This window comes from Paraprevotella clara YIT 11840 (genome assembly GCF_000233955.1).
Lineage (GTDB): Bacteria > Bacteroidota > Bacteroidia > Bacteroidales > Bacteroidaceae > Paraprevotella > Paraprevotella clara.
In genome coordinates this window covers 457,556-481,737 of the sequence record NZ_JH376597.1, presented here as the reverse complement: position 1 = coordinate 481,737, position 24,182 = coordinate 457,556, and the positions used below count along the sequence as shown (strand labels likewise).

Here is a 24,182-nt window from a genome sequence, read left to right as displayed (position 1 = left end):
AATGGTACCGACACTCCCTTTGTCATGTATGGATTGATAGGATTGGCTTATTCGCTCCAGTCCATCTTGGTCATGCGCACGTAGCTCTGATAACGCTTCTTGGCCATATCCTCGCAAGCGTTGAAGAGGTCGGCGGCTTCGGCCGGGTATTGCTTCATGACGGAAGCAAAGCGGACTTCGCCTTTCAGATAATCTTGGAAAGCATCCCAGTTAGGCTCTTTGGAGTCGAGTGAGAACGGATTCTTACCTTCGGCTTCCAAAGCCGGATTGAAACGCCACAAGTGCCAGTAACCGCACTTCACGGCTGCTTCTTCCTCAGCCTGCGATTTGCCCATACCCTTCTTCAAACCGTGGTTGATACAAGGAGCGTAAGCGATGATGATAGACGAGCCGGGATAAGCTTCTGCTTCGCGGATGGCCTTCAGACACTGTGCCTGGTCGGCTCCCATGGCAATCTGTGCCACGTACACGTAACCGTAAGTGGTAGCAATCATACCCAAGTCTTTCTTGCGTACGCGCTTACCGGAAGCGGCAAACTTGGCAATGGCACCAAGCGGGGTTGCCTTGGAGGACTGGCCACCGGTGTTGGAATATACTTCGGTATCCAATACGAGGATATTGACATCTTCACCCGACGCGATGACGTGGTCCAGACCACCGTAGCCGATGTCGTAAGAAGCACCGTCGCCACCGATAATCCATTGGCTGCGTTTTACCAAATAGTGTGCCAGTTCGGACAGTTTGGCGCAAGCCGGACAACCGGCAGCCTTGCCTGCCTCGATCATCGGGACGAGTTTTCCGGCAGCGGCCTTGCTGGCATCTGCGTCGTCCTTGCCTTCGAGCCATTCCTGAGCGGCAGCCTTGAAGTCGGCCGGAGTCTCATCGGCTGCAATGGCACCCTTGAGGAGTTCTTCGATACGTGCACGCATCTTCTTGTTGGCCAATGCCATACCGAGGCCGAATTCGCAGAAGTCCTCGAACAAGGAGTTTGCCCATGCCGGACCTTGACCCTTGGCGTTGGTCGTATAAGGAGTAGAAGGAATGGAACCGGAGTAGATGGAAGAGCAACCGGTGGCGTTGGCAACGATTTCACGGTCACCGAACAACTGAGAAATCAATTTCACATACGGAGTTTCACCGCAACCGGCACAAGCGCCTGAGAACTCGAACAACGGTTGTGCGAACTGTGAGTTCTTCACGTTGCTCTTGATGTCTACCAAGTCTTGTTTGCTCTTCACGTTCTTCACGCAGTATTCCCAATTCGGAGCTTCGGCGAGTTCCTGTTCCAACGGAACCATCGTGAGCGCCTTGCCCAATTTCGGATTGCCCGGACATACGTCGGCACAGTTGCCGCAACCCAAGCAGTCCATTACGCTCACCTGGATGCGGAAGTTCATGCCCTTCATGGCTGCCGGAGCCTTCATTTCGATAACCGGAGCGTTGAAGCCCTTCATTTCTTCGGCATCGAGAACGAACGGACGGATAGAAGCGTGAGGACAAACGTATGCACACTTGTTACACTGGATACAGTTGTCTGCGTTCCATGTCGGGACAAAGGCTGCCACACCGCGTTTTTCGTATGCGGCCGTACCTTGCGGCCAAGTACCGTCCTCGATACCCTTGAATGCGGAAACTTTCAGCAAGTCGCCGTCCTGTGCATTGATGGGGCGTACCACTTCATTGATGAATGCAGGGTCGTCGTTGGGCTGTGCAGCGTCTGCAGCGAGATTAGCCCATGCCGGGTCTACGGCCAGTTCCTTGTATTCACCGCCGCGGTCTACGGCAGCATAGTTCTTGTTCACCACATCTTCACCCTTCTTGCCGTAGGACTTCACGATGAACTTCTTCATCTGTTCTACCGCCAGGTCTACCGGGATGACACCGGTGATACGGAAGAATGCAGACTGGAGGATGGTATTGGTACGGTTGCCCAATCCGATTTCCTGTGCAATCTTGGTGGCGTTGATGTAATATACCTTAATATTGTTCTTGGCAAAGTAAGCTTTCACCTTGTTCGGCAGGTTCTTGGCCAGTTCTTCGCCTTCCCAGATGGTGTTGAGCAAGAACGTGCCGTTCTTCTTCAATCCGCGGGTCACATCGTACATGTGGAGGTAAGCCTGAACGTGGCAAGCCACGAAGTTAGGCGTGTTCACCAAGTAAGTGGAGCGGATGGGGGCGTCTCCGAAACGCAAGTGAGAGCAGGTGAAACCGCCGGACTTCTTAGAGTCGTAAGAGAAGTAAGCCTGACAGTGCTTGTTGGTATTGTCGCCGATAATCTTCACGGAGTTCTTGTTGGCACCCACCGTACCGTCGGCACCCAGACCGTAGAACTTGGCTTCGAACATGCCTTCGCCACCCATGGCCACCTCTTCTTTCTGAGGAAGCGAAGTGAACGTCACGTCGTCCACGATGCCGAGGGTGAACTGGTTTTTCGGTTCCGGAAGAGCCAGATTCTCGTACACGGCCAAGATTTGTGCCGGAGTTGTGTCGTTAGACCCGAGGCCGTAACGTCCGCCTACGATAACCGGGGCGTTTTCCTTGCCGTAGAAGCATTCCTTTACATCCAGATACAGCGGTTCGCCGTTGGCGCCCGGTTCTTTTGTGCGGTCCAGTACGGCAATCGTCTTGGCTGTGGCCGGAACGGCTGCCAGGAAATGCTTGGCCGAGAACGGACGATACAGGTGAACGGCTACCAAGCCCACCTTTTCGCCTTGTGCGGTCAAGTGGTCGATGGTTTCGCGGATGGCTTCGGTTACGGAACCCATGGCGATGATGACGCGTTCTGCGTCTGCGGCACCGTAGTAAGAGAACAGGCCGTATTTGCGGCCGGTGATTTCAGACACCTTGTTCATGTAGTCCTCTACGATGGCAGGAACTGCGTCGTAGTAATTATTGCAAGATTCACGGTGAGTGAAGAACGTGTCGGGATTTTCGGCCATACCGCGTGCCACCGGATGTTCGGGCGACAGGGCGCGGCCGCGGAACTCCTTCAAAGCCTCCTGGTCTACCAAAGGAGCGAGGTCGTCGTTCTCCAGCATTTCAATCTTCTGGATTTCGTGAGACGTACGGAAACCGTCGAAGAAGTTCAGGAACGGCACGCGGCTCTTGATGGTAGACAAGTGTGCCACGCCGGCCAAATCCATCACTTCCTGTACGGAACCTTCGCACAACATGGCGAAACCGGTCTGGCGGCAAGACATGACGTCCTGATGGTCACCGAAGATACACAGTGAATGAGAAGCCAAGGTACGGGCCGACACGTGGAACACGCAAGGCAGCAGTTCGCCTGCAATCTTGTACATGTTCGGAATCATCAGCAACAAACCCTGGGATGCCGTATAAGTCGTGGTCAGCGCACCGGCCTGCAACGAACCGTGGACGGCTCCGGCGGCACCGCCTTCCGACTGCATTTCCTGTACCAACACTGTTTCGCCGAAGATGTTCTTACGGCCCTGTGCTGCCCATTCGTCCACGTATTCTGCCATGGTCGACGACGGGGTGATGGGATAGATGGCTGCAACTTCTGAGAACATATACGAGATATGCGCTGCGGCCTGGTTACCATCACAAGTGATAAACTTTTTTTCTTTTGCCATAATAATGATTAATATTACGAGATTAAACTACAATTTCTTTATTTTCTCTTTAGTATAGGAATCCGAACAACCATATCGGTATTTCGTTTCCGTGCCCTATTTCTATCTTATGCCGGGCATATATCGTTTCAGCGTTTCGCCGTCGTTCTTCGTTGGGGCAGATTTTGAATCTCAGATTTTCGTCCACCAAAAACGAGGTGCCCTTTTCTCCCTTGTTCAGTTTATGGTCTTTCCACATCGTGTTTTGGAAGAAAGTCTCCAGGATGTCCTGTTCTTCCAGGCGGCACGGGTAGATGACGTACATCAGATTGCTGTTGTGCATCATGATTCGGGCCGGTTTTTTGGGAAAGGTTTCCCCCTTCGGGTAAATCATGTTGATGAGCCGTGCGTCGGCCAGATACTTGATGTAGTTCATAACCGTGGCCCGCGACGTGTGGATGTCTTCCGCCAATTGGCTGACGTTGGGAGCCACCGGACTGTCTATCGCGAGCAAATATAGTAATTTTTTGATTTTTGCCAAATATTTCAGCTCGATTTGTTTGATGAGCAAGATGTCCACTTCGAGCATCATGTTCATGGTCTTGAGCAGATTTTCAGAGAAATTCCGCTTTTCCAGAAAGAACGGGTAGAAACCGTGGTGCAGATAGTCTTGGAAGAACTTCAGCGGACTGGCTTTAGGCAGGATGCTGCGCACGATTTGTTCATGACGGTTCAGGATTTCGTCGAGCGTATAAGACGGGAAGTCATTGCCCGTCTGCAAGTTGAGGAACTCGCGGAAAGAAAATCCTCTCAGGTTGTATGATTTCACCAGTCCGTTCAGTTCCGGGTTCTCCGTCTTCAGCCGCATGACGGAAGAGCCGGTGAATACGATTTTCAGTCCCGGCAGCGTGTCGTAGCATTTGCGCAGGTCTGTGCTCCAGTCCGGTTGTTTGAACACTTGGTCGATCAGCAATACTTTTCCTCCGCCTTCGTAGAACTCTGTGGCGAATTCGGCAATGCCCTTGCCCTGAAAATAGAAATTGTTCAGATTGATGTAGAGGCATTTCCGGTCTTCCACGTGGAAATGTTCTTTGGCGTATTGCAGGAGGAAAGTGGTCTTTCCTACTCCGCGTGTACCTTTAATACCAATCAGACGGTCGTTCCAGTCTATCTCGTCCATGAGGGCGCGACGGACAGGAGCGTGGGTATGCTCCACAAGGTACGCATGTGTTCTGAAAAAAGACTCCATTCTTTGGTACTTGATACAATTTGCAAAGATAGTGTAAAACCGCAAAAGTGCAAAGTCGGGTTGGCAAAATCTTTGTTTTTTCTTCATTTTGCATCTCGAAATGCGAGGGTTGTCAATTTGTCAATCCCGGCCTTGCAGGATTGAGCCATTTGAACCGAGGAACGGAGGCGCGCGGAAATACGCGATTCTCGCGCGTCGGGGGAATGACATTCTGAAGCTCCTTCGGCCTGTCGGGCTTTCAAAATGCACGGCATTCGGGCACGGCGTGCGTACGGGGTCGGGATTCGTGGAAGCGTGAAACGGCATCCGTAGGGCATCCTGTCATTCGTTTTTTGTAGTCCGATGCGCTCCGTTTAGGAGAAAAACGAGCCGTATGGGCATATCTTTTTTCTGTTTTCAGGGCTTTTCTCCACCTGCATGCAGAGAAAGATGCCCCACCATGAGGACAAAAAAAATGTTTTCTCAGCCGAGCGAAAAATTTTTCGGCTGCGATTGAAATGCGTTTAGGCTGAAAAAAAGCTAAAAACAAGGCTGAAACGTGAATTTATGTATCTAAAAAGGGGCAAAAATGGCATGGAACGTAACTGGAACATGGAACTTTTCATTCAGAAAAAGTCCGTAGAACTTACGTTTTGTCGGTAAAAAAGGCGTATGTCTTTTCATTTGTTTATTAGGAACGTTTCCTGTGCTTCTTGTTCCGCTTGTCGGAAAAGCTTTTTAAGCGGCAAACGGGTACGTCCTAAAGGAATAGGATTTTGCCGTTTGCCGCATCTGAAATGGAAATTAGGTTATGAAATTGGTTTTTTACTGTTTGGCTTCTTCGGGGACTCCTCCCCATCTTTGGTCCAGACGGATGGCCTCTTCGCGGGTGATGCCAATGACGGAACCATGGCGCGGATGGAAGTTTTTGACGAAGGTTTCGGGCTTGGAACTGAAATGAATAAGATCCTTGCTGCGTTGGAATTCATAGCGTCCGCTGCTGTAAAGGTCGTACATCAGGATGTATTCGTCCGAATCGTTCAGTTTGAATATGCTGGAGCCTTCCACGTGCGTACGGGTTCCGGCATACGCGTCGAGATATGCGAAATGCTCTTTCCACGGGCCGCGCAACGACGGGGCCGTGGCTTGCTGTATACCGCTTTTCAGCTCTTTGCCGTTCCGGTCTTTGGTATTTCCTTTATAGAAGAAATGATAGGTGCCGTCTTTATGGATGATGTCGCCGTCTATGGCACCGTATTTGGGAGCGAACATCAGTTGAGGCTCGTTCTCGAAGGCCGTGAAATCTTCGTTGGCGTATGCGCAATAGAAATTGAGGGCGGTGTCGTATTCGAAGCGTACGGTGAAGTAGACCAAGTATTTCCGTGCTTCGGGGTCGTAAATGGTTTGGGGTGCCCATACCCATTTGATGTGGGCGAACTTCTCGGGATAGGATTTTTCCAGGTCGATGATGCCGTGCGTCCAATCGGTCAGGTTGCCGGATTTGAGCAAGACGATGCCGGGATTGTATTCCCAACCGTTCTTTCGGGTGAACATGTCTGTGGCCGTGATATAAAAGCTGTGCCCGTCTTCTCCGCGCAGGATGTGCGGGTCGCGTATGCCTCCGGTTTGGGATATTTCGTCCGATGGGATGACGGGGCGGTTCCCGTTCAGGGCTTTCCAGTGTACGGCATCCGCACTCACGGCAAATCTCAGTTGTTCTTGTGTCGCCAGTTCGCCCGAGCCTTCAAAGTAAGCAAACAGATAGGCGGTGTGGTCCGGCGTTTTTTGTGAGATGCAACTTGTGAGGAACAAGATTGAGGTGCAAGCTAAAATAAAAATGTTTCTTCTCATGTTTTTTGGGTTGATGTTTGATATTTGACAGGGCAAAAGTAGGCTCTTTTTCCCAGAAGGACTGTTTCTCTTGTTGCATATAATGGAAAATTGGTTTCAAAAAAGCGCATTTTGCAATAATGGAGGTGGGGAAATGTTTGTGGTATGAAATGTAAGGAAGATTATAGGTGGAGTGGAAGTAAAGTGTTATATTTGTCGGACGGATTGAGATGTGGAATTAAAAAAACAGTTCGAAGGATGAGATTTATATCTATTTTTTTAGCATCTTTTTGGGTGCTTTCTGCCGCATGGGCACAAGTGTATGAATGGAAAGCGGAGGGAAATCCCGTAGTACGGCACAAATATACAGCAGATCCGGCTACTTTGGTTTATAAGGACACGCTTTGGATTTTTGCTGGCGAAGATTTTGAGGGTAATCAACAACGTACGCACATGGAAAACTGGTGTGTGTTCGCTACGACGGATTTAGTGCACTATCGGGAATATCCCGTACCGTTGCGCGCAGATGAATTCAAATGGTCTTCGGGCATTGCATACGCTTCGCAGGTGGTGGAAAGGAACGGGACGTTTTATTGGTATGTCAGTACCGACCATACGGGTATCGGGGTGGCTGTGTCCGACCGTCCGGAAGGGCCGTATAAAGATGCGTTGGGCAAACCTCTGTTGACCGTGTCCGATTGTTTCGCATCCCAAAAACAGTGGGCTTGCATCGACCCTACGGTTTTGATTGACGACGACGGGCAGGCTTGGATTTTCTGGGGTAACGGGGAGTGCTATTATGCACGGTTGAAAGAGAACATGATTGAAATCGAGGGGGAAATCCGCCAAGTGAACTTCGAGGGGTTTGTGTTTGAAGAAGCTCCTTGGGTGCATAAACGCGGCGATAAATATTACCTTTCTTATGCCAGCGGTTTCCCCGAGCGTATTGCTTATGCCATGGCCGACAGTATAGAGGGACCTTGGGTTTATCAGGGCATTCTGAACGAATGGGCCGGGAATAGTAGCTCGAATCATCAGGCTATTCAGGAATATAAGGGCCGGTGGTACTTTTTTTATCACAATGGTGTCCTAAAAGGAGGAACATCGTGCAGCCGAAGTGTCTGTGCAGACTACTTATATTATAATGCTGATGGTACGATGCGGCGTGTGCAGATGACTTCGGAGGGCGTTTTGCCGGTCGTAAAATAAAGGTTCGGGTTCTGTTTTTCATGTTTCTCCATGACCTTGCATATATTCAATCCCGAGAACGACCTGGCGTTGGCCTGCCCCAGTCCGCATTTCATTCCCCCAGCTTCGGCCCGGCAGATGGCCGACGACCTTTCGGCGTTGCCCGTATGGTGGGCAATGAGGGGCGATGCCGTGTGCGTGGCTTCGGTGGAGGAGGCCCGGCGTTGGGCGGAAGAAGCCGGTGGGATTTGTCCGGAAGTGAAATGGGTCGGGCGCGACGGCTTGCCTTCGGATGCCGACGTTGCCCCTTGGGGGTGGAGTCCGTTGATGGTGCAACGTCTGTTGACGGGCGGCGCGGACAGAAGCCGTTTGCCCGATGAAGCGCGTTTGGCGCGTTACCGTGAACTGTCGAACCGCCGTCGTGCAGTGGACATGTTGGCTTATTTATGCGGTCCCGGTTCGGATTTGGGACAGAAGTGGAGGGATAGGCTTTGTGGCGTTTCTTATTACTGTACCGGCGAACAGGAAATCATCCGAAGGATGCGGCAATATCCCGAAACCCTATTGAAAGCGCCGTGGTCGGGCAGCGGAAAGGGCTTGCGTCTGGGACGAGGAGGTTATGTGCCGCCGCTTTCGGGTTGGTGTGGCCGTCAGCTTCGTGAACAAGGCGGGGTAATCGTGGAGCCTGTATATAATAAGGTGTCGGATTTTGCCTTGGAGTTTTATGCCGACGGTGCCGGAGGCGTGCGGTATACGGGGCTTTCGGTTTTCCTGACCACCGCACGTGGCACGTACGCCGGGAATTGGGTGGCGTCGGAAGAGGATAAGGTGCGTTGGCTGACCGATAGGATTCCTTTGCTTTTATGGCAGATGCTGAAAACGGCTGTCACGCACTACTTGGCTGATTGGTTGGGTAACGGCTACAACGGCCATCTGGGTGTGGATATGATGTTGTGCCGTGTACCGGGATTCGAATACCTGTGTGTGCATCCTTGTGTGGAAATCAATTTACGCCGTACGATGGGACAAGTTTCTGTCGATTTGGCTTCTTTCTTGGCTCCCTCTTCGGAAGCGCGTTTTGTGATAGACTATGAGAAGGAAGCGGGGCGGTTGTGGTCGGAGCACTGCCGGTGCGAGGAAGCCCATCCGTTGTGCTTACGGGAGGGAAAACTCCTTCAGGGATATTTGCCGTTGGTTCCGGTGACCCCCTCCGCACATTACCGGGCGGCGTTGTGGGGCTCCCCCAAGGGTAGGAGAAGTCCGGTCGTATAAGTTAATATGGAAAAAGAAGAAATGATTAGACCATTGGGAATTTCTGATATGGACACGGTGCTTCGTATTTGGAAAACGTCAAATCTTCAGGCGCATTCTTTTGTACCTTCCGGATATTGGGAGCGTAACGTGGAGTTGGTTCGGAAGGCAATGTCCGAAGCGGAAGTGTGGATATACGAGTCGGATGGGCGTATAGTCGGCTTTGTCGGATTGGCAGGGGATTACATCGCCGGTATCTTTGTGGAGATGGAATGCCGTTCTCGTGGGATAGGACATGCGCTGTTGGATTTTTTAAAGAAAAGACATCGGTTCTTGTTGCTCCATGTGTATGAAAAGAACAGCCGTGCCATTGCATTTTATCGTAGAGAAGGTTTTGAATGCCGGGATAGGCATGTGGAGGAGGATACCGGGGAAATGGAGTGGACAATGGCATGGATGAAGGAAAATATTCCTTTTTAAGTTTTTTTATTGCCCTGCAAGTGGGGTCGGGGAGTGGATAACTGTTAACTTTGCGTCTCTGTCTTATAAATCTTTCTAATCAACCGAAAACGGCTTCTAATAGCTGAAAAAACGCTTTATGGAAACAAAACGAATTGTATTTTTGGACTATTTGCGTGCCATCGCATGCTTTATGGTCATTCTCGTACATGTGTGCGAGGCTTTTTATTTCAATCTGGACGGTATCAGTTTCTCCAGCAATGCCGACCGTTGGTGGATTTCTTTCATCGACAGTTCTCTGCGTCCTTGCGTGCCGCTGTTCATCATGGCATCGGCCTATCTTCTGGTTCCGTTGAAGGACAGTACACCGGTCTTTTTCAAACGCCGCTTCACCCGTGTGTGCATTCCCTTTGTCGTCTGGGGGCTTCTTTATGCCTTTTTACCCTTGTTGTGGGGCGGTCACGGTTGGGACGGCGCGAAAACACACTTACTTACGTTCCTCTACAATTTCCCGTCCAACGCCATACATCTTTGGTTTGTGTACATGTTGATAGGGGTTTATTTCTTTATGCCGATTTTGTCTCCTTGGTTGAAGCAAGTAGGGCGTAAGGAGGAGCTTTTCTTTTTGGGACTTTGGTTCCTCACTACATTCTGGCATTACGTGAAGCTTTGTGTGCCGGGCGGAGAGATTTACGGAGAATGCAGTTGGAACGATTTCCACATCTTGTATTACAATGCCGGTTATATCGGTTTTCTGTTGATGGCACATTACGTCCGTACCTACATTGACTGGAGTCTGCGCAAGACGCTCGCTGTGGCCGTACCTGTATTCTTGATAGGGTATGCTTTCTCGGTCGGTGCGTTCTATCATCTTTCTTCCGTGAGTTCAGACCCGTTTGTGGTGGAACAGCCTTGGCGTTTTTGTACGCCTAATGTGGCGATGATGACTTTCGCCCTCTTTATCGTATTCAAAAAGATTAACTGGGGCAGCGGGTGGCTCTACCGTGGCATCTTCTCCATTTCAAAGTTGAGCTATGGAATGTATCTTGCACATTATATGGTGTTGAACCTTGTGTACCCTCATGTGGCACCGCATTTCAATACGCCCGGTACCATTTTGGTGGCCGGTATCGTGATTTATGCGATTTGCTATGTGTTGACAAAATTGCTCTCTTATCTGCCCAAGAGTAAATATATCGTAGGATGAGCCTGTGCCGCCGGCTTCTTGCCGTGGCTGTGGTGTGATTATGTTATATATAAATATCGAATCATGAAAAACTTTTTTATTGGGTTATGGGTGGCCGGAATGTTAAGTCCCGTGGGGATGTCTGCAGCCGGAGGTAATATCGAAATGGAACGTTTCATATCTTCTCTTTTGGAGAAAATGACGCTGGAAGAGAAAGTCGGACAGTTGAGCCAGTGCTCAGGAGGTTTCGCTACCGGGCCGGACAATACGCAGATAAGCCGTACTGAGGAGGTCGGCAAGGGACTGTTGGGTTCCATGTTGAACGTTTGCGGCGTGAAAGAGACCCGTAAGTTTCAAGAGGCGGCCATGAAGTCGCGTCTTAAGATTCCCATGCTTTTCGGTATGGATGTCATTCATGGTTTCCGCACCGGCTTCCCGTTGCCGTTAGCTGAGGCGGCAAGCTTTGATTTGGAGGCTATCAAAATGGGTGCAAGGTGCTCCGCACGGGAGGCAGCAGCAGCCGGATTGCATTGGACTTTTGCCCCGATGGTAGATATCGGTTGGGACGCCCGTTGGGGACGTGTCATGGAGGGAGCGGGCGAAGATCCTTATTATGGTGCTAAAGTGGCCGCAGCCCGTGTATGTGGCTTGCAAGGTGATGACTTGTCGGCCGACAGTACGATTTTGGCTTGTATCAAGCATTTTGTGGGTTACGGGGCGGTGGTGGCCGGAAAGGATTATAATAGTGTGGACATGTCTTGGGGGCATTTTGCCAATTTCTATATGCCACCCTACAAGGCTGGTGTAGAAGCCGGAGCGGCTACGGTCATGAGTGCATTCAATGATTTCGAGAATCGCCCGTGTACCGGTAACGAAGATTTGTTGCGTGGTCTTTTGAAAGAAAAGTGGGGTTTCCAAGGGTTCGTTGTGTCCGATTGGGGTTCTGTGGGAGAGATGGTTAACCATCGTTATGCCAAGGATCAGAAGGAAGCCGCCAATAAGGCCATCATGGCGGGTTTGGATATGGAGATGGTGTCGGAATGTTATGCCCAAAACTTGGCAGATCTGGTTCGCGAAAAGAAAGTGCCGGAGGCTTTGCTGGACGATGCTGTCCGCCGTATTTTGGAGCAGAAATATAAGTTGGGCCTATTTGACGACCCTTTCCGTTATTGCAATGAAGAACGGGAGCGTACTGTCATCGGGGCGGAGCGGTCGCGCCGGGAGGCACGCTATATGGCGGAGCGCTCTGTGGTGTTGCTCAAGAATGAGGGAGCAGTGTTGCCTTTGGCTTCATCGGTGAGACGCGTGGCGTTGATTGGTGGTTTATCCAAGTCGCAGAAGGACATGTGCGGCTCATGGACGTGTGCCGACGAGAGTAAGGTGGTAACACTTTACGAAGCCATGCAAGAGCGTGGTGTGGAGGTAGACTTTCACGAGGGCTATGATTTGGAAAGTAATGAAATTAAAGATTTAAAAGGAACGCTAAAGGCTGCCCGCCGTGCTGATGTTGTTGTCGTGGCCATGGGCGAACGTTCGGGGGAGAGCGGAGAGATGACTTCCAAAGGAGACATATCTATTCCGGAACAGCAGCAGCGGTTGGTGACGGAATTGGTAAAAACAGGTAAGCCGGTGATTGTATTGATGATGTGCGGTCGTCCCGTGATTTTCAATGAGGTACGTCAGCAGGCACTGGCTATTTTGTGTACGTGGTGGTTGGGCAGTGAGGCCGGACCGGCCATTTGCAACGTGTTGTGGGGAGATTATAATCCTTCCGGTAAATTGCCGATGACCTTTCCTTCGCATCTGGGACAGCTTCCTTTGTATTACCAATATAAAAGTACGGGACGTCCTTATGCGAACAGCGGGTGGTGTGCCAAGTACATTGACATACCCTCCGAACCGGCCTATCCTTTTGCGTTCGGCTTATCTTATACCACTTTTGAGTATTCAGCCTTAAAGGTACTTCCAGGCGATGGCGGGAAGGTACACGCACGTGTGAGAGTGGAAGTGAAGAACACCGGACGCTATGAGGGAGAGGAAGTCGTGCAATTGTATGTGAGAGATGAGGCTGCTTCTATAACCCGTCCGGTCAAAGAATTGAAGGGCTTTGAGAAAATAGCCTTGAAGCCGGGAGAGAGCAAGGAGGTCGTGTTTGATATTACGGACGAGCAGTTAGGCTTTTATGATAATCGGATGAATTTTGTGGTGGAGAAAGGCGACTTCACCTTCATGGTGGGGACGAACAGTAGAGACGTGGATTCGGTATCGTACACTTTATTGTGAGAGTGAAACATCAGATGATAGCAGATAACTGTTGCAGATTGCATGGTAGATACTTCCCTTTTTTATCAGGATGTGTATAGCGTCGTGAAAGAGATTCCGGCCGGTCGGGTGGCGACGTATAAGCAAATTGCCGTTCTGACCGGCTTTCCCCAACATGCCCGTTTGGTGGGTAGGGCTTTGCGTAACGTACCGGATGCGCTAGGCCTTCCCTGCCACCGGGTGGTGAATGGCTGTGGACGCCTTGTTCCGTCCTGGCCGGAACAGAAAGCATTGCTGGAAGCCGAAGGTGTGGCTTTCAGAAGAAACGGAAACGTGGATATGCGGCGTTATGCTTGGAATCCGGATGGAGCGGCATCCGTGACCTTTTGATAAGCGATGCGCGGTGACTGACGGGTATAAATGATGCCGCACTCCCGGAATCCGTTGGTCTTTAACAGGTTTTGCATGATGAGGTTGTCAGCGTGGGTGTCTGCGCGTAAATTGTGGTGTCGGGCAAAACACCATGCGATGCATTGCCGGGCGATACCTTTGGCCTTTCCGTTGGATGCCAGGCGGTGAATCACACCGTATGGAGCCTCATTCAGCCATTTCCCTTCGATATGAGAATAGGTAGGGTCGTTTCCCACCGAAAAGCAAAATGTGGCTACCACGCCGTCCGTTTCGTTTTCGCAGACGAAGCAGTGTCCTTGTCGGATTTCCGTTTCCATGAGTTCTTCCGAAGGATAACCGTCTGTCCATTGGTAGGGGTTTCCGTTTTCCCTCATGAATTTCCGGGCGTGGTCGAATATGCCCATGATGTCGGGCATATCGGTGAATTGTGCAGGTCTGATGTTCATTTTGTGTCGGGTGTGGTGGTGTCTTGTGTCTCTTTTCTTTGTCGTGCCACGGGCGTTTCAAAGTGCGCCCCACAGTCTTTGCATACATATTCCCAATGCGTCGTGCCCGGAGGTGCGCCGGCCAGGATACTGAATATGGCGGCCATGAACGCCCTGAAACTATGAGACTTTTTCAATACGAACTTGATGTGGGGCGAATGGCAGCAGGGGCAGTATTTTAATTGTTCCGGTATCATCTGGTTGCGTTCGAGCAGGGCCATGGCACGTTCATAGTCGTCTTCATACACGAAAATATCCACTCCGGAAATCGTGGGAGTGAATCCGCGCAGGATGTTGGACGTGTTTTCGTTGTGCAGGACGGAGGCGATGCCTTCGTTTTCCAACGCCCCCTGAATCAAACGGGCTTGAAAGGCTCCGTCACAGGTGATAAGTCTGACTGTTTTCATAAGACGGTCGAATTATTTGATAAAATATCCGATGTGTTTTGAGCGTCCTTTCTTGGCTAAGGTTCTGATTTCGTACAGTCCTTTGGCTAAATGCCCGATACGGACACGGCGGCTGTAAGGTGCCGTACTGACGATACGCCCGTACGCATCTACAACCGCTACGTAAGGGCTGTCCTGTTCAGGGATGTCCAAGGTCTGCGAGTCGTGCGGGAGGAACCGCCCTGAGAGGTTCGGTTTGTCGGACCATCCGGACGGGAGCCGTGCCGGTTCGCTTTCATTTCCGAAACGGTCTATGGCCGTTACCGCGAAACTGATGCCGTTGAGGGCGCAGAATTCCTCGTTGATGGGAAGGCTGCAAGAATCCACATTCACGGCAATAAGATTTCGTGCGGAAGCGATGTCCACGGGAGAGGTCTGTGAAGCGTACACGTTGTATCTCACATCTTTTCCACATAGATTATCGACAGACGGCGACCATCGGAGCACATACGTTTGCGCTTCCCGGCTTTTGTGCAAATTTCCCGGACGTTCCGGTGGGATACTGTCCTGGCTGTTACAAGCCGATGGCAGTGCCGGGAAGGGGTAATATACGTCTTTCAGGAAATCAAACAAGCCTTTGTGGTTGTCGTTCAGATACGCGTAACGGAAGAATGCCTGTCCTCTGAGGTCTAAAGACCGCGTGAAATACAACTCACGGGTAATATCCTCCAGCGGCCAGTCCTTTTCTTGCGGACTGAGAAAGTAGATGCCCAATCCCGGGACGACCGGTCGGCCGTAGTCGTTTTCTTTCCAGTCGATAGCGAAAGGGTAGAAATGATTGCCCCGGAAGTACATCATCGGGAACAGCATGTCTTGTATTCCTTCACGCAACCAGCCCTGTGCATCCTGATGCACGGCAGAGTAGGCATTCCAGTTATAGGACGGATAGCGGCTCAGGTCGCTGAATTTGCCCACGGGCGAAGAGCTGACCTTGACCCAAGGTTTGGCAGCTTTCACGGCCCGATACATCGTCCGTACACAGCGGGTCATGTTGTCGCGACGCCAGTCGGCCTTGTTTTGCCTCTTGCCGTATTTGCGGTAAGAGCTCGCATCGTTGAATTTCGCCGCGTTTTCCGGATAACGGATATAGTCGAAATGGATGCCGTCTACGTCATAGTTCGCAGCTATTTCACGGCAGAGGGAAGCCAGATAGTCGGCGGTCTCCGGTTGCCCCGGGTCGAGATACCAACTGTCTCCATGGCGTACGCAAAGTTTGGGATGGGTTTTCAGTACGGAACGGTTTCCCATACGTGTGGCAGCGGATATCTTGAAACAAGGTATGGCTACAAGCCACGCATGCAGTTCCATCCCTCGTTTGTGGCATTCCCGGACGGCAAAGGCCAAGGGGTCATATCCCGGCGCACGTCCCGGAGTGCCGGTCAGGCAGCCGTCCCACGGTTCGATGGCCGAAGGGTAGATGACACTCCCCCTCACGCGGGTCTGCAGTAGCACGGTGTTGATGTTCACTTCCTTGAGCCGGTCGAGGATGCGGCACAGTTCATCCTGTTGTGCCTTGATGCCGGCCGGGGATGTAGCTTTGTTCTTCGGCCAGTCCAAACTACTGAACGTGGTCAACCACACGGCCCGGGTTTCCCGTTTGGGGGAGGACAATGGATCGAAACGTTGCGTGCCCATTGCCGCCAGGCAGCCGGTGATACATATATATAAGGAGAAGATATATCTTTTCATGTAGGTGTATGCAGCTTTATCAGATGCAAAGTTAAGCTTTTCAGGGTATAAAATGAAAGTTTCGGGGACAAATGCCATGGTTTACGATACAATTTATTATTTTTGCGTAATTTAATTGATAACCTGATATGATAACATTCACTACGGCATTGGTGCTTCTGGTATTGGGCTATGTGGTCTACGGCGCCTTTGTCGAAAGAGTATTCGGGGCGGATGCCTCCCGAAAGACACCTTGTTATACGATGGCTGACGGTGTGGATTATACACCGATGCCTACGTGGAAAGTCTATCTCATCCAGTTTCTGAACATTGCCGGGACGGGACCTATATTCGGTGCGATTCTGGGTATCCTTTACGGGCCGGCGGCTTATTTGTGGATTGTGTTCGGATGCATATTCGGCGGGGCGGTACACGACTACCTGTCCGGCATGATTTCCCTGCGGAAGAACGGGGCCAGCCTGCCCGAAGTGGTGGGCGACGAACTGGGGGCGGGCATCCGCTTGGTGATGCGAGTTTTTTCCCTGATTCTGATGGTCTTGGTCGGTACGGTATTTGTCACCACGCCCGCCGGGTTGTTGGCTTCCATGACCGGAGACTGGGGCGTATGGGGTTCCGCTTTGTTTTGGAGCGTGGTGATTTTCGTGTATTACGTGTTGGCTACCTTGCTGCCCATCGATACCCTTATCGGACGCATCTACCCCCTTTTCGGCGTGGCCTTGTTGTTTATGGCCGTCGGCGTGTTGGTCGGCATTTTCACCCATGACGGTTGGATGCCCGAGATTACATCGGCTTTCGAGAGCCATCATCCCGATAAGAATCTCTCCATATTTCCCATGCTTTTTATCACGATTGCCTGCGGAGCCATCAGCGGTTTCCATGCCACTCAAAGCCCGATGATGGCGCGTTGCATGAAGAACGAGAAGCTGGGGCGGCGCGTGTTCTACGGCGCCATGATAACCGAGGGCGTGGTGGCTTTGATATGGGCGGCTGCGGCCATTAAGTTTGCAGGCAGTTATGAGGCGTTGGCCGAACTGATGTCGCCGTCGGGAAAATCCAATCCCGCCATTGTGGTCAATGCCATTTGTCAGGATTGGATGGGGACGGCGGGAGCCGTGTTGGCGATACTCGGTGTGGTGGCGGCCCCTGTCACTTCCGGTGATACGGCCTTCCGGTGCGCACGTCTGATAGCATCCGATTTCCTGCATTACAGGCAAGACACCATTTTGCGCCGCTTGATTATTTCGTTGCCTTTGTTTGTCATCGCTGCAGTGTTAATGAATATCAACTTTGATATATTGTGGCGCTATTTTGCGTGGTTTAATCAAACTTTGTCTATCTTTACGTTTTGGGCGGTTACCGTATGGCTTGCGCGGAAAGGAAAGACGTTTTATGTGACCTTGTTTCCGGCATTGTTCATGACGGCTGTCTGTACGACCTATATACTGGTGGCTCCCGAAGGATTCGGGTTGTCCTACGTGTTAAGTTGCGCAGTCGGGGGAGGGATGGCCGCACTCTTATTAGGAATGTTCATGAAATGGTATTTACAATTTAAAAAGACAAGGGTATGAAAAGAAGACGGTTCCGGAAATCCACCGTAATCCTGTTGGGATTTACTTTATATTCCGTAGCGGTATATGCCTATTTCATCCCCCGTACGGATATGAGCAGCCGGCATATTTGGGCTACGATGGCCTTGAATGCCGTGATTCTGGTGGCGTTGTGGTATCTTTACCGGCGGCGGGAAAAATTGGCGGACAAACGCGGGCAAGATGTGAATATTAATCAAGAAAAAAGATAATATGAGAAAGTTAATGCTGTCCTTGCTGCTGATGATGGTGGCAATGGGTGCGAAGGCACAATTTGAAAAGGGTACTACGTATGTGGCGGCATCCACTACGAGTTTGGGATTATCCTATAGTTCCAGCGAGAAATTGAATTTCGGTCTGGATTTCACGGGTGGTTATTTCGTGCAGAGCGCGTGGATGCTCTATGGTAAATTAGGGTATGATCATACGCGTTATACCGACCATTTCCAGATGGGAGTAGGCGGGCGTTATTATTTCACGCAGAACGGCATTTATATGGGCCTTGGTTTGCAGTATGAGCATGCCACCAAGAGCGTGAATAATTTGCAGTTGTGTCCCGAAGTGGGGTATGCCTTTTTCGTGAACCGTTTCATCACGATAGAGCCGGCAGTGTATTACCACATGAGTCTGAATGACTTTTCAGACGGAAGTAAGGTCGGCTTGAAGTTAGGATTAGGTTTCTATTTCTGATAAGAAACATCCGATAAGGCTGTGCCGGAATACTTGTATAGGTCTTCCGGCACAGTTTCTTTTACCTTCGGGATGGCCGGTTTGTTCCGAGGGATAACAAGATCTGATAAATTGCCGTGTTTGTTCTCGTTTTTGTTGTAGAATGACAGCTTTTTCCTCTTTTCTGTGAAGTGAAAACCGGATAAAATGAGACGGAAAAACGCGGGTTTTGAATAAATATAAGTTTTAGGCTGCATATATGCAGCCTTTTTCTGTATATATGCGTTTTAATCTCAAGAGAGTGATTTTTCAATCGCAGGAAGAAAAATTTTTTTCTCCTCTTGTTACTACGGGTGTGTACTGAAATAGAGGTGAAAATGTCTTGTTTCGGGAAAGAAACGAGGCCTTTTCCCCGTTTTTTTCTCTTATTGGGAGTTGTTCGAGTGACGGAAATGGAAATCAGGATGTCAGCAAATTCGGGGATGAAACTTACGTGCCGGCGGACGGTGTGCGGTTCAATGGCTTTTTCGTCTGTCAGCGTGTGCACGAAAGACGGGTATAAGTTGTCATTGGGATAAAAGTCCGATGTGCGAGATTTCGTTTTTTTCGTGTCTGTCGGCGGCGGAAGGGATATAGGCGATTCTCGCAGTGGTCGGCTTGACGTTTTGACAATTTGTAAAATGCGTAGGGCGGATTATGAAATCTCTTCCAATAATATGTGGAAGTACAGGCCTTAAGAGTATGGGTATTTCCGGTAGATAAGTTTTCAAAGGTTTCATGTCGGTGAAAAAATACGAGGATTTCGGTATGTGTGGTTATAATTTGGAAGGTTTTATCATGTAAATACTGATAAATCGAAACATGGTTAGACTTGTTCTGTAAAAAGGATACCATATTTGCTTATTGAGTTGTCAAAAAGATATAACTTTGCATAAAACAAAAGCAAATTGCTTGCTTATTAAGTGGTTTTGCTTTAAAAAGAAATTTTCCATGCGCAGGGAAGTGTTTGACAATAATGTGTAATTAGACAAGGTGAGAAGAATGAAAACGAAGATTCAGAAAACCATGTTCCTATGGGCGGCGGCAGTGGCATTCCCTGTGGCCGCAGAAGGGCAAGACAAAGTCGAGGCATCCGTGGGGGCGGATCTGGTGAGCAGTTATATCTGGCGCGGGCAAGAGTTGGGCGATGTCAGCATACAGCCTTCCGTTTCGCTTTCGTGGAAAGGTCTTTCGCTTACGGCGTGGGGTTCGGCCTCTTGGGGCAGCGGATATGCCAAAGAGTTCGATTTGACCTTAGGTTATGCCGTAAAAGGTTTCAGTGTGTCGGTCACTGATTACAGTTTCAGCAAGGGGACGAATTTCAAGACGGGTGCCGACATCAGCGGGAAGTACTTCCATTTCGGCAGCAATTCCACGTTGCATGTCTACGAAGCGCAGGTTGGGTATGACTTCGGCTTCCTGACCGTGAACTGGTACACGAACATCGGTGGCAACGACGGGCTGAAGAAGGACGGTAAACGGGCCTACTCTTCTTATGTCTCGCTTTCCGCTCCTTTCCGCTTGGGAGGTTTGGATTGGAACGCTACGGTGGCCGCAGTGCCTTGGGAAACTTCTTTCTATAATGGCGGATGCTCCGGGTTTGCTGTTTCCGAAGTGGCGTTGCAGGCGGCTAAAGACATCAAGATGACCGAGTCGTTTGCCTTGCCTTTATTTGCCAAGGTTACTTGGAATCCGGCGTCCGAGAACGCCTATTTTACGGCAGGACTCAGTTTTTAAGCATAACAGAAATGTGATAAGTTCCAAAAGGTATGTTTTGTAAGGGGTAAATAAGATTGTTTGAAAGGATAACGTTAAAAGAGAGGATAAAACCAACAATAGAAAAAGGATAATTATGAAAAAAATCGAAGCGATTATTCGGAGAACGAAGTTCGACGACGTGAAGGACGCCTTGTTGGCGGCAGACATCGAATGGTTCTCGTATTACGAAGTGAGGGGCGTGGGCAAGATGCGTGAGGCGCGTATTTACCGTGGGGTGGCCTACGATACCAGTTCCATCGAGCGCATGTTGCTGTCCATCGTCGTGCGCGACAAGAATGTGGAGAAGACCGTGCAAGCCGTGACGAAAGCCGCTTATACGGGCGAAATCGGCGACGGGCGCATCTTCATCATTCCGGTCGAGGATTCCATACGGATCCGTACGGGAGAGCGTGGTGACATTGCGCTTTACAACGCGGAACAAGAGAAGTGAGGCAGGACGGTTCCCGCCAAGGTTAAAAAGATGGTTGAATGATAAAAAAGTAAAATTATGGATACATCAGTGATATTGGATTCAGGCCACACGGCTTGGATGATAGTGGCAACCCTTTTGGTGTTTATGATGACGATTCCCGGAATCGCCTTGTTCTACGGCGGCCTTGTGCGCCAGAAAAATATGCTGAGCCTGGTGATGCAGAGCCTGGCCATAGCCGGGGTGGTCAGCATCTTGTGGGTGGTCTTCGGCTACAGCCTTGCCTTCGGCACCGGATATGAAGGCAGCGGTTTCTTCAAATACGGCATCGGGGGATTCGACAAGGTGATGTTGAACGGCATCGGCCTGGACACGCTGACGGCGACCGGCATCCCCGAAATGCTGTTCGTAATGTTTCAGTGCATGTTCGCCCTGATTACGCCGGCTTTGATTCTCGGTGCGTTCGCCGAGCGTGTGAGGTTCGCCGGTTTCTTGTGCTTCACGGTGCTGTGGAGCATACTGGTCTACATGCCCATGGCCCATTGGGTATGGGGCGGCGGTTTCCTGATGGAAATGGGAGCCGTGGACTTTGCCGGGGGGACGGTGGTACATGTCAACGCCGGCGTAGCCGCATTGGTGATGGCGCTTATGGTCGGCCGTCGTAAGGATTACAGGGTGGGCCGTCCCATTACTCCGCACAACATTCCTTTTGTCTTTTTAGGCACGGCATTGCTTTGGCTGGGTTGGTTCGGGTTCAATGCAGGAAGCGGCTTGGCGGCCGACGGTCTGGCGGCCAACGCGTTTTTGGTGACGCATATCGCCACGTGCATGGCAGCGGTCACTTGGGCAGCCATTGACTGGGTGGTCAACAAGAAATGCACTACGGTGGGGGCTTGTACGGGAGCCGTGGCCGGTTTGGTGGCCATTACGCCGGCAGCCGGTTCGGTAGATCTGGTCGGTGCGCTGTTCATCGGTTTGATAACCTCGGCCGTTTGTTTCTGGATGGTGGCTGTCGTGAAGCCCAAGTTCGGTTATGACGATGCCCTCGATGCCTTTGGCGTGCATGGGGTAGGCGGCATCATCGGGTCTGTGCTCACCGGTGTTTTTGCCACGCAGTTCGTGACCGGTGAAGGTGGTGTGCAGGGTGCACTCTACGGGGATTGGAACCAGTTGTGGATTCAGATTGCGGCCACGGTCATTTCGATGGTGTTCAGTGCGGTGATGACCTTCGTGTTGTTCAAGGTAGTGGACAAGCTGGTCGGCATTCGTGTGGACAAGAGAGTGGAAGAAGAAGGGCTTGACATTTACGAACACGGTGAATCTGCCTACGATTTGTAAGACAGTCCGTAACAGGCAAGAATAATATGAAAATCAAAATACTTAGGTGATTATGTCAGAATTAAGATTCAGAGTTGTAGAGAGTGCTTTCCACGCGAAGGCGAAAGAAGTGACCGTTCCGGCGGAACGACCCAGCGAATATTTCGGCAAATATGTGTTTAGCCGCGAGAAGATGTTCAAGTATTTGCCCAGTACTGTATATGCGAGGTTGGTGGATGCCATGGACCATGGTGCCGCTTTGGACCGCAGCGTGGCCGACGAGGTGGCTTCGGGCATGAAGCGTTGGGCCGAAGAATTGGGGGTGACGCACTACACCCACTGGTTCCAACCCTTGACGGAAGGTACGGCAGAGAAGCATGACGCTTTCGTGGAACACGATGGCAAAGGCGGGATGATGGAGGAATTTTCGGGCAAGTTGCTTGTGCAGCAGGAACCCGATGCCTCGTCCTTTCCCAACGGGGGCATACGGAACACGTTCGAGGCGCGCGGCTATAGTGCTTGGGATCCCTCTTCGCCCGTGTTCGTGGTAGACGACACGCTGTGCATTCCCACCGTGTTCATTGCTTATACCGGCGAGTCGCTCGACTACAAGGCGCCTTTGCTGAAGGCTTTGCGCGCGGTGGATAAGGCGGCGGTAGAAGTGTGCCATTACTTCGACCCGTCCGTGAAGAAGGTGGTTTCTTATTTGGGATGGGAGCAGGAATACTTTTTGGTGGACGAAGGCTTGTATGCCGCCCGTCCGGACTTGTTGCTGACCGGGCGTACGCTGATGGGGCATGAAGCGTCGAAGAACCAACAGTTGGAAGACCATTATTTCGGAGCCATCCCGACCCGTGTGGCCGCTTTCATGAAGGACTTGGAGATACAGGCCTTGGAACTGGGCATCCCGGTGAAGACGCGCCACAACGAGGTGGCACCGAACCAGTTCGAGCTTGCTCCTATCTTCGAGGAGTGCAACTTGGCGGTAGACCATAACATGCTGATCATGTCGCTGATGCGCAAGGTGGCCCGCACGCACGGTTTCCGTGTGTTGTTGCATGAGAAGCCTTTCAAGGGCGTGAACGGTTCAGGCAAGCATAACAACTGGTCGTTGGGCACCGATACCGGCGTGCTGCTGATGGCTCCGGGCAAGACGGCGGAGGAGAACTTGCGCTTCATCACGTTCATCGTGAACACCCTGATGGCCGTGTTCCGGCACAACGGTTTGCTGAAAGCCTCCATCATGAGCGCCACCAACGCCCATCGTTTGGGAGCCAACGAGGCACCCCCGGCCATCATTTCCTCTTTCCTCGGCACGCAGTTGAGCCGTGTGCTCGACCATCTGGAGGAGAGCACCGACGAGGAACTGGTCCTCTTGGAGGGCAAGCATGGGATGAAGCTGGACATCCCCCAGATTCCTGAGTTGTTGATAGACAATACTGACCGTAACCGTACGTCGCCTTTCGCCTTTACCGGAAACCGTTTCGAGTTTCGGGCCGTGGGTTCGGAGGCCAACTGCGCGAGTGCGATGATAGCCCTCAACGCCGCCGTGGCCGAACAGTTGACGGATTTCAAGGCCGAAGTGGATGCCTTGATGGAAAAAGGCGAGGCCAAAGAAGCTGCCCTTATCCGGGTGATTCGCAAATATATCAAAATCTGCAAGCCCATCCGCTTTGACGGGAACGGTTACAGCGACGAGTGGAAGGCCGAAGCAGAGCGGCGCGGTCTGGATTGTGAGACGAGCTGTCCCGTTATTTTCGACAACTACTTGTCGGCAGACAGCATCGCCATGTTCGGGTCTACCGGGGTGATGACCCAAGTGGAACTGGAAGCCCGCAATGAAGTGAAATGGGAAACCTATACCAAGAAAATCCAGATAGAAGCACGTGTGCTCGGTGATTTGGCCATGAACCATATCGTGCCTGTAGCCATCGAGTACCAGAGCAAGTTGATAGATAACGTGTACAAGATGAAGGGACTGTTCAGTGCGGAAGAAGCCGATAAATTGTCGGCCGAGAACCTGGCCATCATCAGGGAGATTTCCGAACGTACGGCCTATATCAAGGAACACGTGGATGCGATGGTCGAGGCCCGCAAGGTAGCCAACAAGATTGGAGGCGAACGGGCAAAGGCCGTGGCCTACCATGACACCATTGCGCCGATGTTGGAACAAATCCGTTATCATATCGACAAGTTGGAGTTGATTGTGGATGATCAGATGTGGACGTTACCTAAGTATCGCGAATTGCTGTTCATTCGTTGACAGCAAGGTTCTTTATTTTTTAGGAATTTAGATGGTGGAGCCGGGGTGTCGTGAGACAGTCCGGCTTTTTGTGGTTTATCGGTCATATTTCTGAAAAAATGTTTCTCCCG

General features: G+C 51.0%; 19 protein-coding genes. 13 read left to right on the top strand and 6 right to left on the bottom strand.

Going from position 1 to position 24,182, the window contains the following annotated elements; genetic code table 11:
- Window positions 1–47 precede the first annotated feature (47 nt).
- The 3 genes from nifJ to HMPREF9441_RS08015 form a co-directional block, all read right to left on the bottom strand.
- Window positions 48–3,596, bottom strand: a complete 3,549-nt coding sequence (nifJ, locus tag HMPREF9441_RS08025) for a pyruvate:ferredoxin (flavodoxin) oxidoreductase (RefSeq protein WP_008620036.1) — start codon at window positions 3,594–3,596, stop codon at window positions 48–50.
- Window positions 3,597–3,645: 49 nt separating this feature from the next.
- The gene (locus tag HMPREF9441_RS08020) at window positions 3,646–4,824 is read right to left on the bottom strand and encodes an ATP-binding protein (protein ID WP_021980431.1); all 1,179 of its coding nucleotides are present in this window, start codon (window positions 4,822–4,824) and stop codon (window positions 3,646–3,648) included.
- Window positions 4,825–5,628: 804 nt separating this feature from the next.
- A complete protein-coding gene (locus tag HMPREF9441_RS08015) occupies window positions 5,629–6,654 on the bottom strand; it encodes a glycoside hydrolase family 43 protein (protein ID WP_244949691.1) in 1,026 nt (341 codons plus the stop codon).
- Between the two features lie 237 nt (window positions 6,655–6,891).
- On the opposite strand from HMPREF9441_RS08015, the gene HMPREF9441_RS08010 reads away from it, so the two are divergent.
- The 6 genes from HMPREF9441_RS08010 (at window position 6,892) to HMPREF9441_RS07985 (ending at window position 13,369) form a co-directional block, all read left to right on the top strand.
- Entirely contained in the window at window positions 6,892–7,842 is a 951-nt protein-coding gene (locus HMPREF9441_RS08010; protein ID WP_021980429.1) for a glycoside hydrolase family 43 protein, read from the top strand.
- A gap of 30 nt (window positions 7,843–7,872) precedes the next feature.
- Window positions 7,873–9,093 (top strand): hypothetical protein, encoded by a 1,221-nt coding sequence (locus HMPREF9441_RS08005; RefSeq protein ID WP_008620027.1) that lies wholly within the window; start codon window positions 7,873–7,875, stop codon window positions 9,091–9,093.
- A 6-nt stretch (window positions 9,094–9,099) separates the two neighbouring features.
- Window positions 9,100–9,552 carry an N-acetyltransferase gene (locus tag HMPREF9441_RS08000; protein ID WP_008620026.1) on the top strand — a complete coding sequence of 151 codons (453 nt, stop codon included), beginning with the start codon at window positions 9,100–9,102 and terminating at the stop codon, window positions 9,550–9,552.
- Window positions 9,553–9,670: 118 nt separating this feature from the next.
- Window positions 9,671–10,738 (top strand): acyltransferase, encoded by a 1,068-nt coding sequence (locus HMPREF9441_RS07995; RefSeq protein WP_008620024.1) that lies wholly within the window; start codon window positions 9,671–9,673, stop codon window positions 10,736–10,738.
- Between the two features lie 99 nt (window positions 10,739–10,837).
- Window positions 10,838–13,000 (top strand): glycoside hydrolase family 3 N-terminal domain-containing protein, encoded by a 2,163-nt coding sequence (locus tag HMPREF9441_RS07990; RefSeq protein ID WP_244949698.1) that lies wholly within the window; start codon window positions 10,838–10,840, stop codon window positions 12,998–13,000.
- A 42-nt stretch (window positions 13,001–13,042) separates the two neighbouring features.
- A complete protein-coding gene (locus HMPREF9441_RS07985) occupies window positions 13,043–13,369 on the top strand; it encodes an MGMT family protein (RefSeq protein WP_021980425.1) in 327 nt (108 codons plus the stop codon).
- On the opposite strand, the gene HMPREF9441_RS07980 is transcribed toward HMPREF9441_RS07985, so the two are convergent.
- The 3 genes from HMPREF9441_RS07980 to HMPREF9441_RS07970 are packed head-to-tail and all read right to left on the bottom strand — an operon-like array spanning window position 13,327 to window position 16,088.
- Window positions 13,327–13,836, bottom strand: a complete 510-nt coding sequence (locus HMPREF9441_RS07980) for a GNAT family N-acetyltransferase (RefSeq protein ID WP_008620014.1) — start codon at window positions 13,834–13,836, stop codon at window positions 13,327–13,329. The two genes, HMPREF9441_RS07985 and HMPREF9441_RS07980, sit on opposite strands and share 43 nt — an antisense overlap.
- Window positions 13,833–14,282: a putative signal transducing protein gene (locus HMPREF9441_RS07975; protein WP_008620012.1), complete on the bottom strand. Its 450-nt coding sequence runs from the start codon at window positions 14,280–14,282 to the stop codon at window positions 13,833–13,835. Before HMPREF9441_RS07975 ends, HMPREF9441_RS07980 begins: the two co-directional genes overlap by 4 nt.
- Before the next feature lie 12 nt (window positions 14,283–14,294).
- Window positions 14,295–16,088 (bottom strand): glycoside hydrolase family 10 protein, encoded by a 1,794-nt coding sequence (locus tag HMPREF9441_RS07970; RefSeq protein ID WP_008620010.1) that lies wholly within the window; start codon window positions 16,086–16,088, stop codon window positions 14,295–14,297.
- Window positions 16,089–16,138: 50 nt separating this feature from the next.
- On the opposite strand from HMPREF9441_RS07970, the gene HMPREF9441_RS07965 reads away from it, so the two are divergent.
- The 7 genes from HMPREF9441_RS07965 to HMPREF9441_RS07930 all read left to right on the top strand — a co-directional run bounded on the left by HMPREF9441_RS07965 (window position 16,139) and on the right by HMPREF9441_RS07930 (window position 24,072).
- Window positions 16,139–17,578 carry a carbon starvation CstA family protein gene (locus HMPREF9441_RS07965; RefSeq protein ID WP_008620009.1) on the top strand — a complete coding sequence of 480 codons (1,440 nt, stop codon included), beginning with the start codon at window positions 16,139–16,141 and terminating at the stop codon, window positions 17,576–17,578.
- Window positions 17,575–17,808: a hypothetical protein gene (locus tag HMPREF9441_RS07960; protein WP_008620007.1), complete on the top strand. Its 234-nt coding sequence runs from the start codon at window positions 17,575–17,577 to the stop codon at window positions 17,806–17,808. Before HMPREF9441_RS07965 ends, HMPREF9441_RS07960 begins: the two co-directional genes overlap by 4 nt.
- A 1-nt stretch (window position 17,809) precedes the next feature.
- Window positions 17,810–18,286, top strand: a complete 477-nt coding sequence (locus HMPREF9441_RS07955; RefSeq protein WP_008620006.1) for an outer membrane beta-barrel protein — start codon at window positions 17,810–17,812, stop codon at window positions 18,284–18,286.
- Window positions 18,287–19,306: 1,020 nt separating this feature from the next.
- Complete coding sequence (locus HMPREF9441_RS07945; protein WP_008619996.1) at window positions 19,307–20,041, top strand: hypothetical protein; 735 nt, start codon at window positions 19,307–19,309, stop codon at window positions 20,039–20,041.
- Window positions 20,042–20,156: 115 nt separating this feature from the next.
- Window positions 20,157–20,513, top strand: a complete 357-nt coding sequence (locus HMPREF9441_RS07940; RefSeq protein WP_008619995.1) for a P-II family nitrogen regulator — start codon at window positions 20,157–20,159, stop codon at window positions 20,511–20,513.
- A 57-nt stretch (window positions 20,514–20,570) separates the two neighbouring features.
- Window positions 20,571–21,830: an ammonium transporter gene (locus tag HMPREF9441_RS07935; RefSeq protein WP_008619993.1), complete on the top strand. Its 1,260-nt coding sequence runs from the start codon at window positions 20,571–20,573 to the stop codon at window positions 21,828–21,830.
- A 52-nt stretch (window positions 21,831–21,882) separates the two neighbouring features.
- Window positions 21,883–24,072, top strand: a complete 2,190-nt coding sequence (locus HMPREF9441_RS07930; protein ID WP_008619991.1) for a glutamine synthetase III family protein — start codon at window positions 21,883–21,885, stop codon at window positions 24,070–24,072.
- Window positions 24,073–24,182 lie beyond the last annotated feature (110 nt).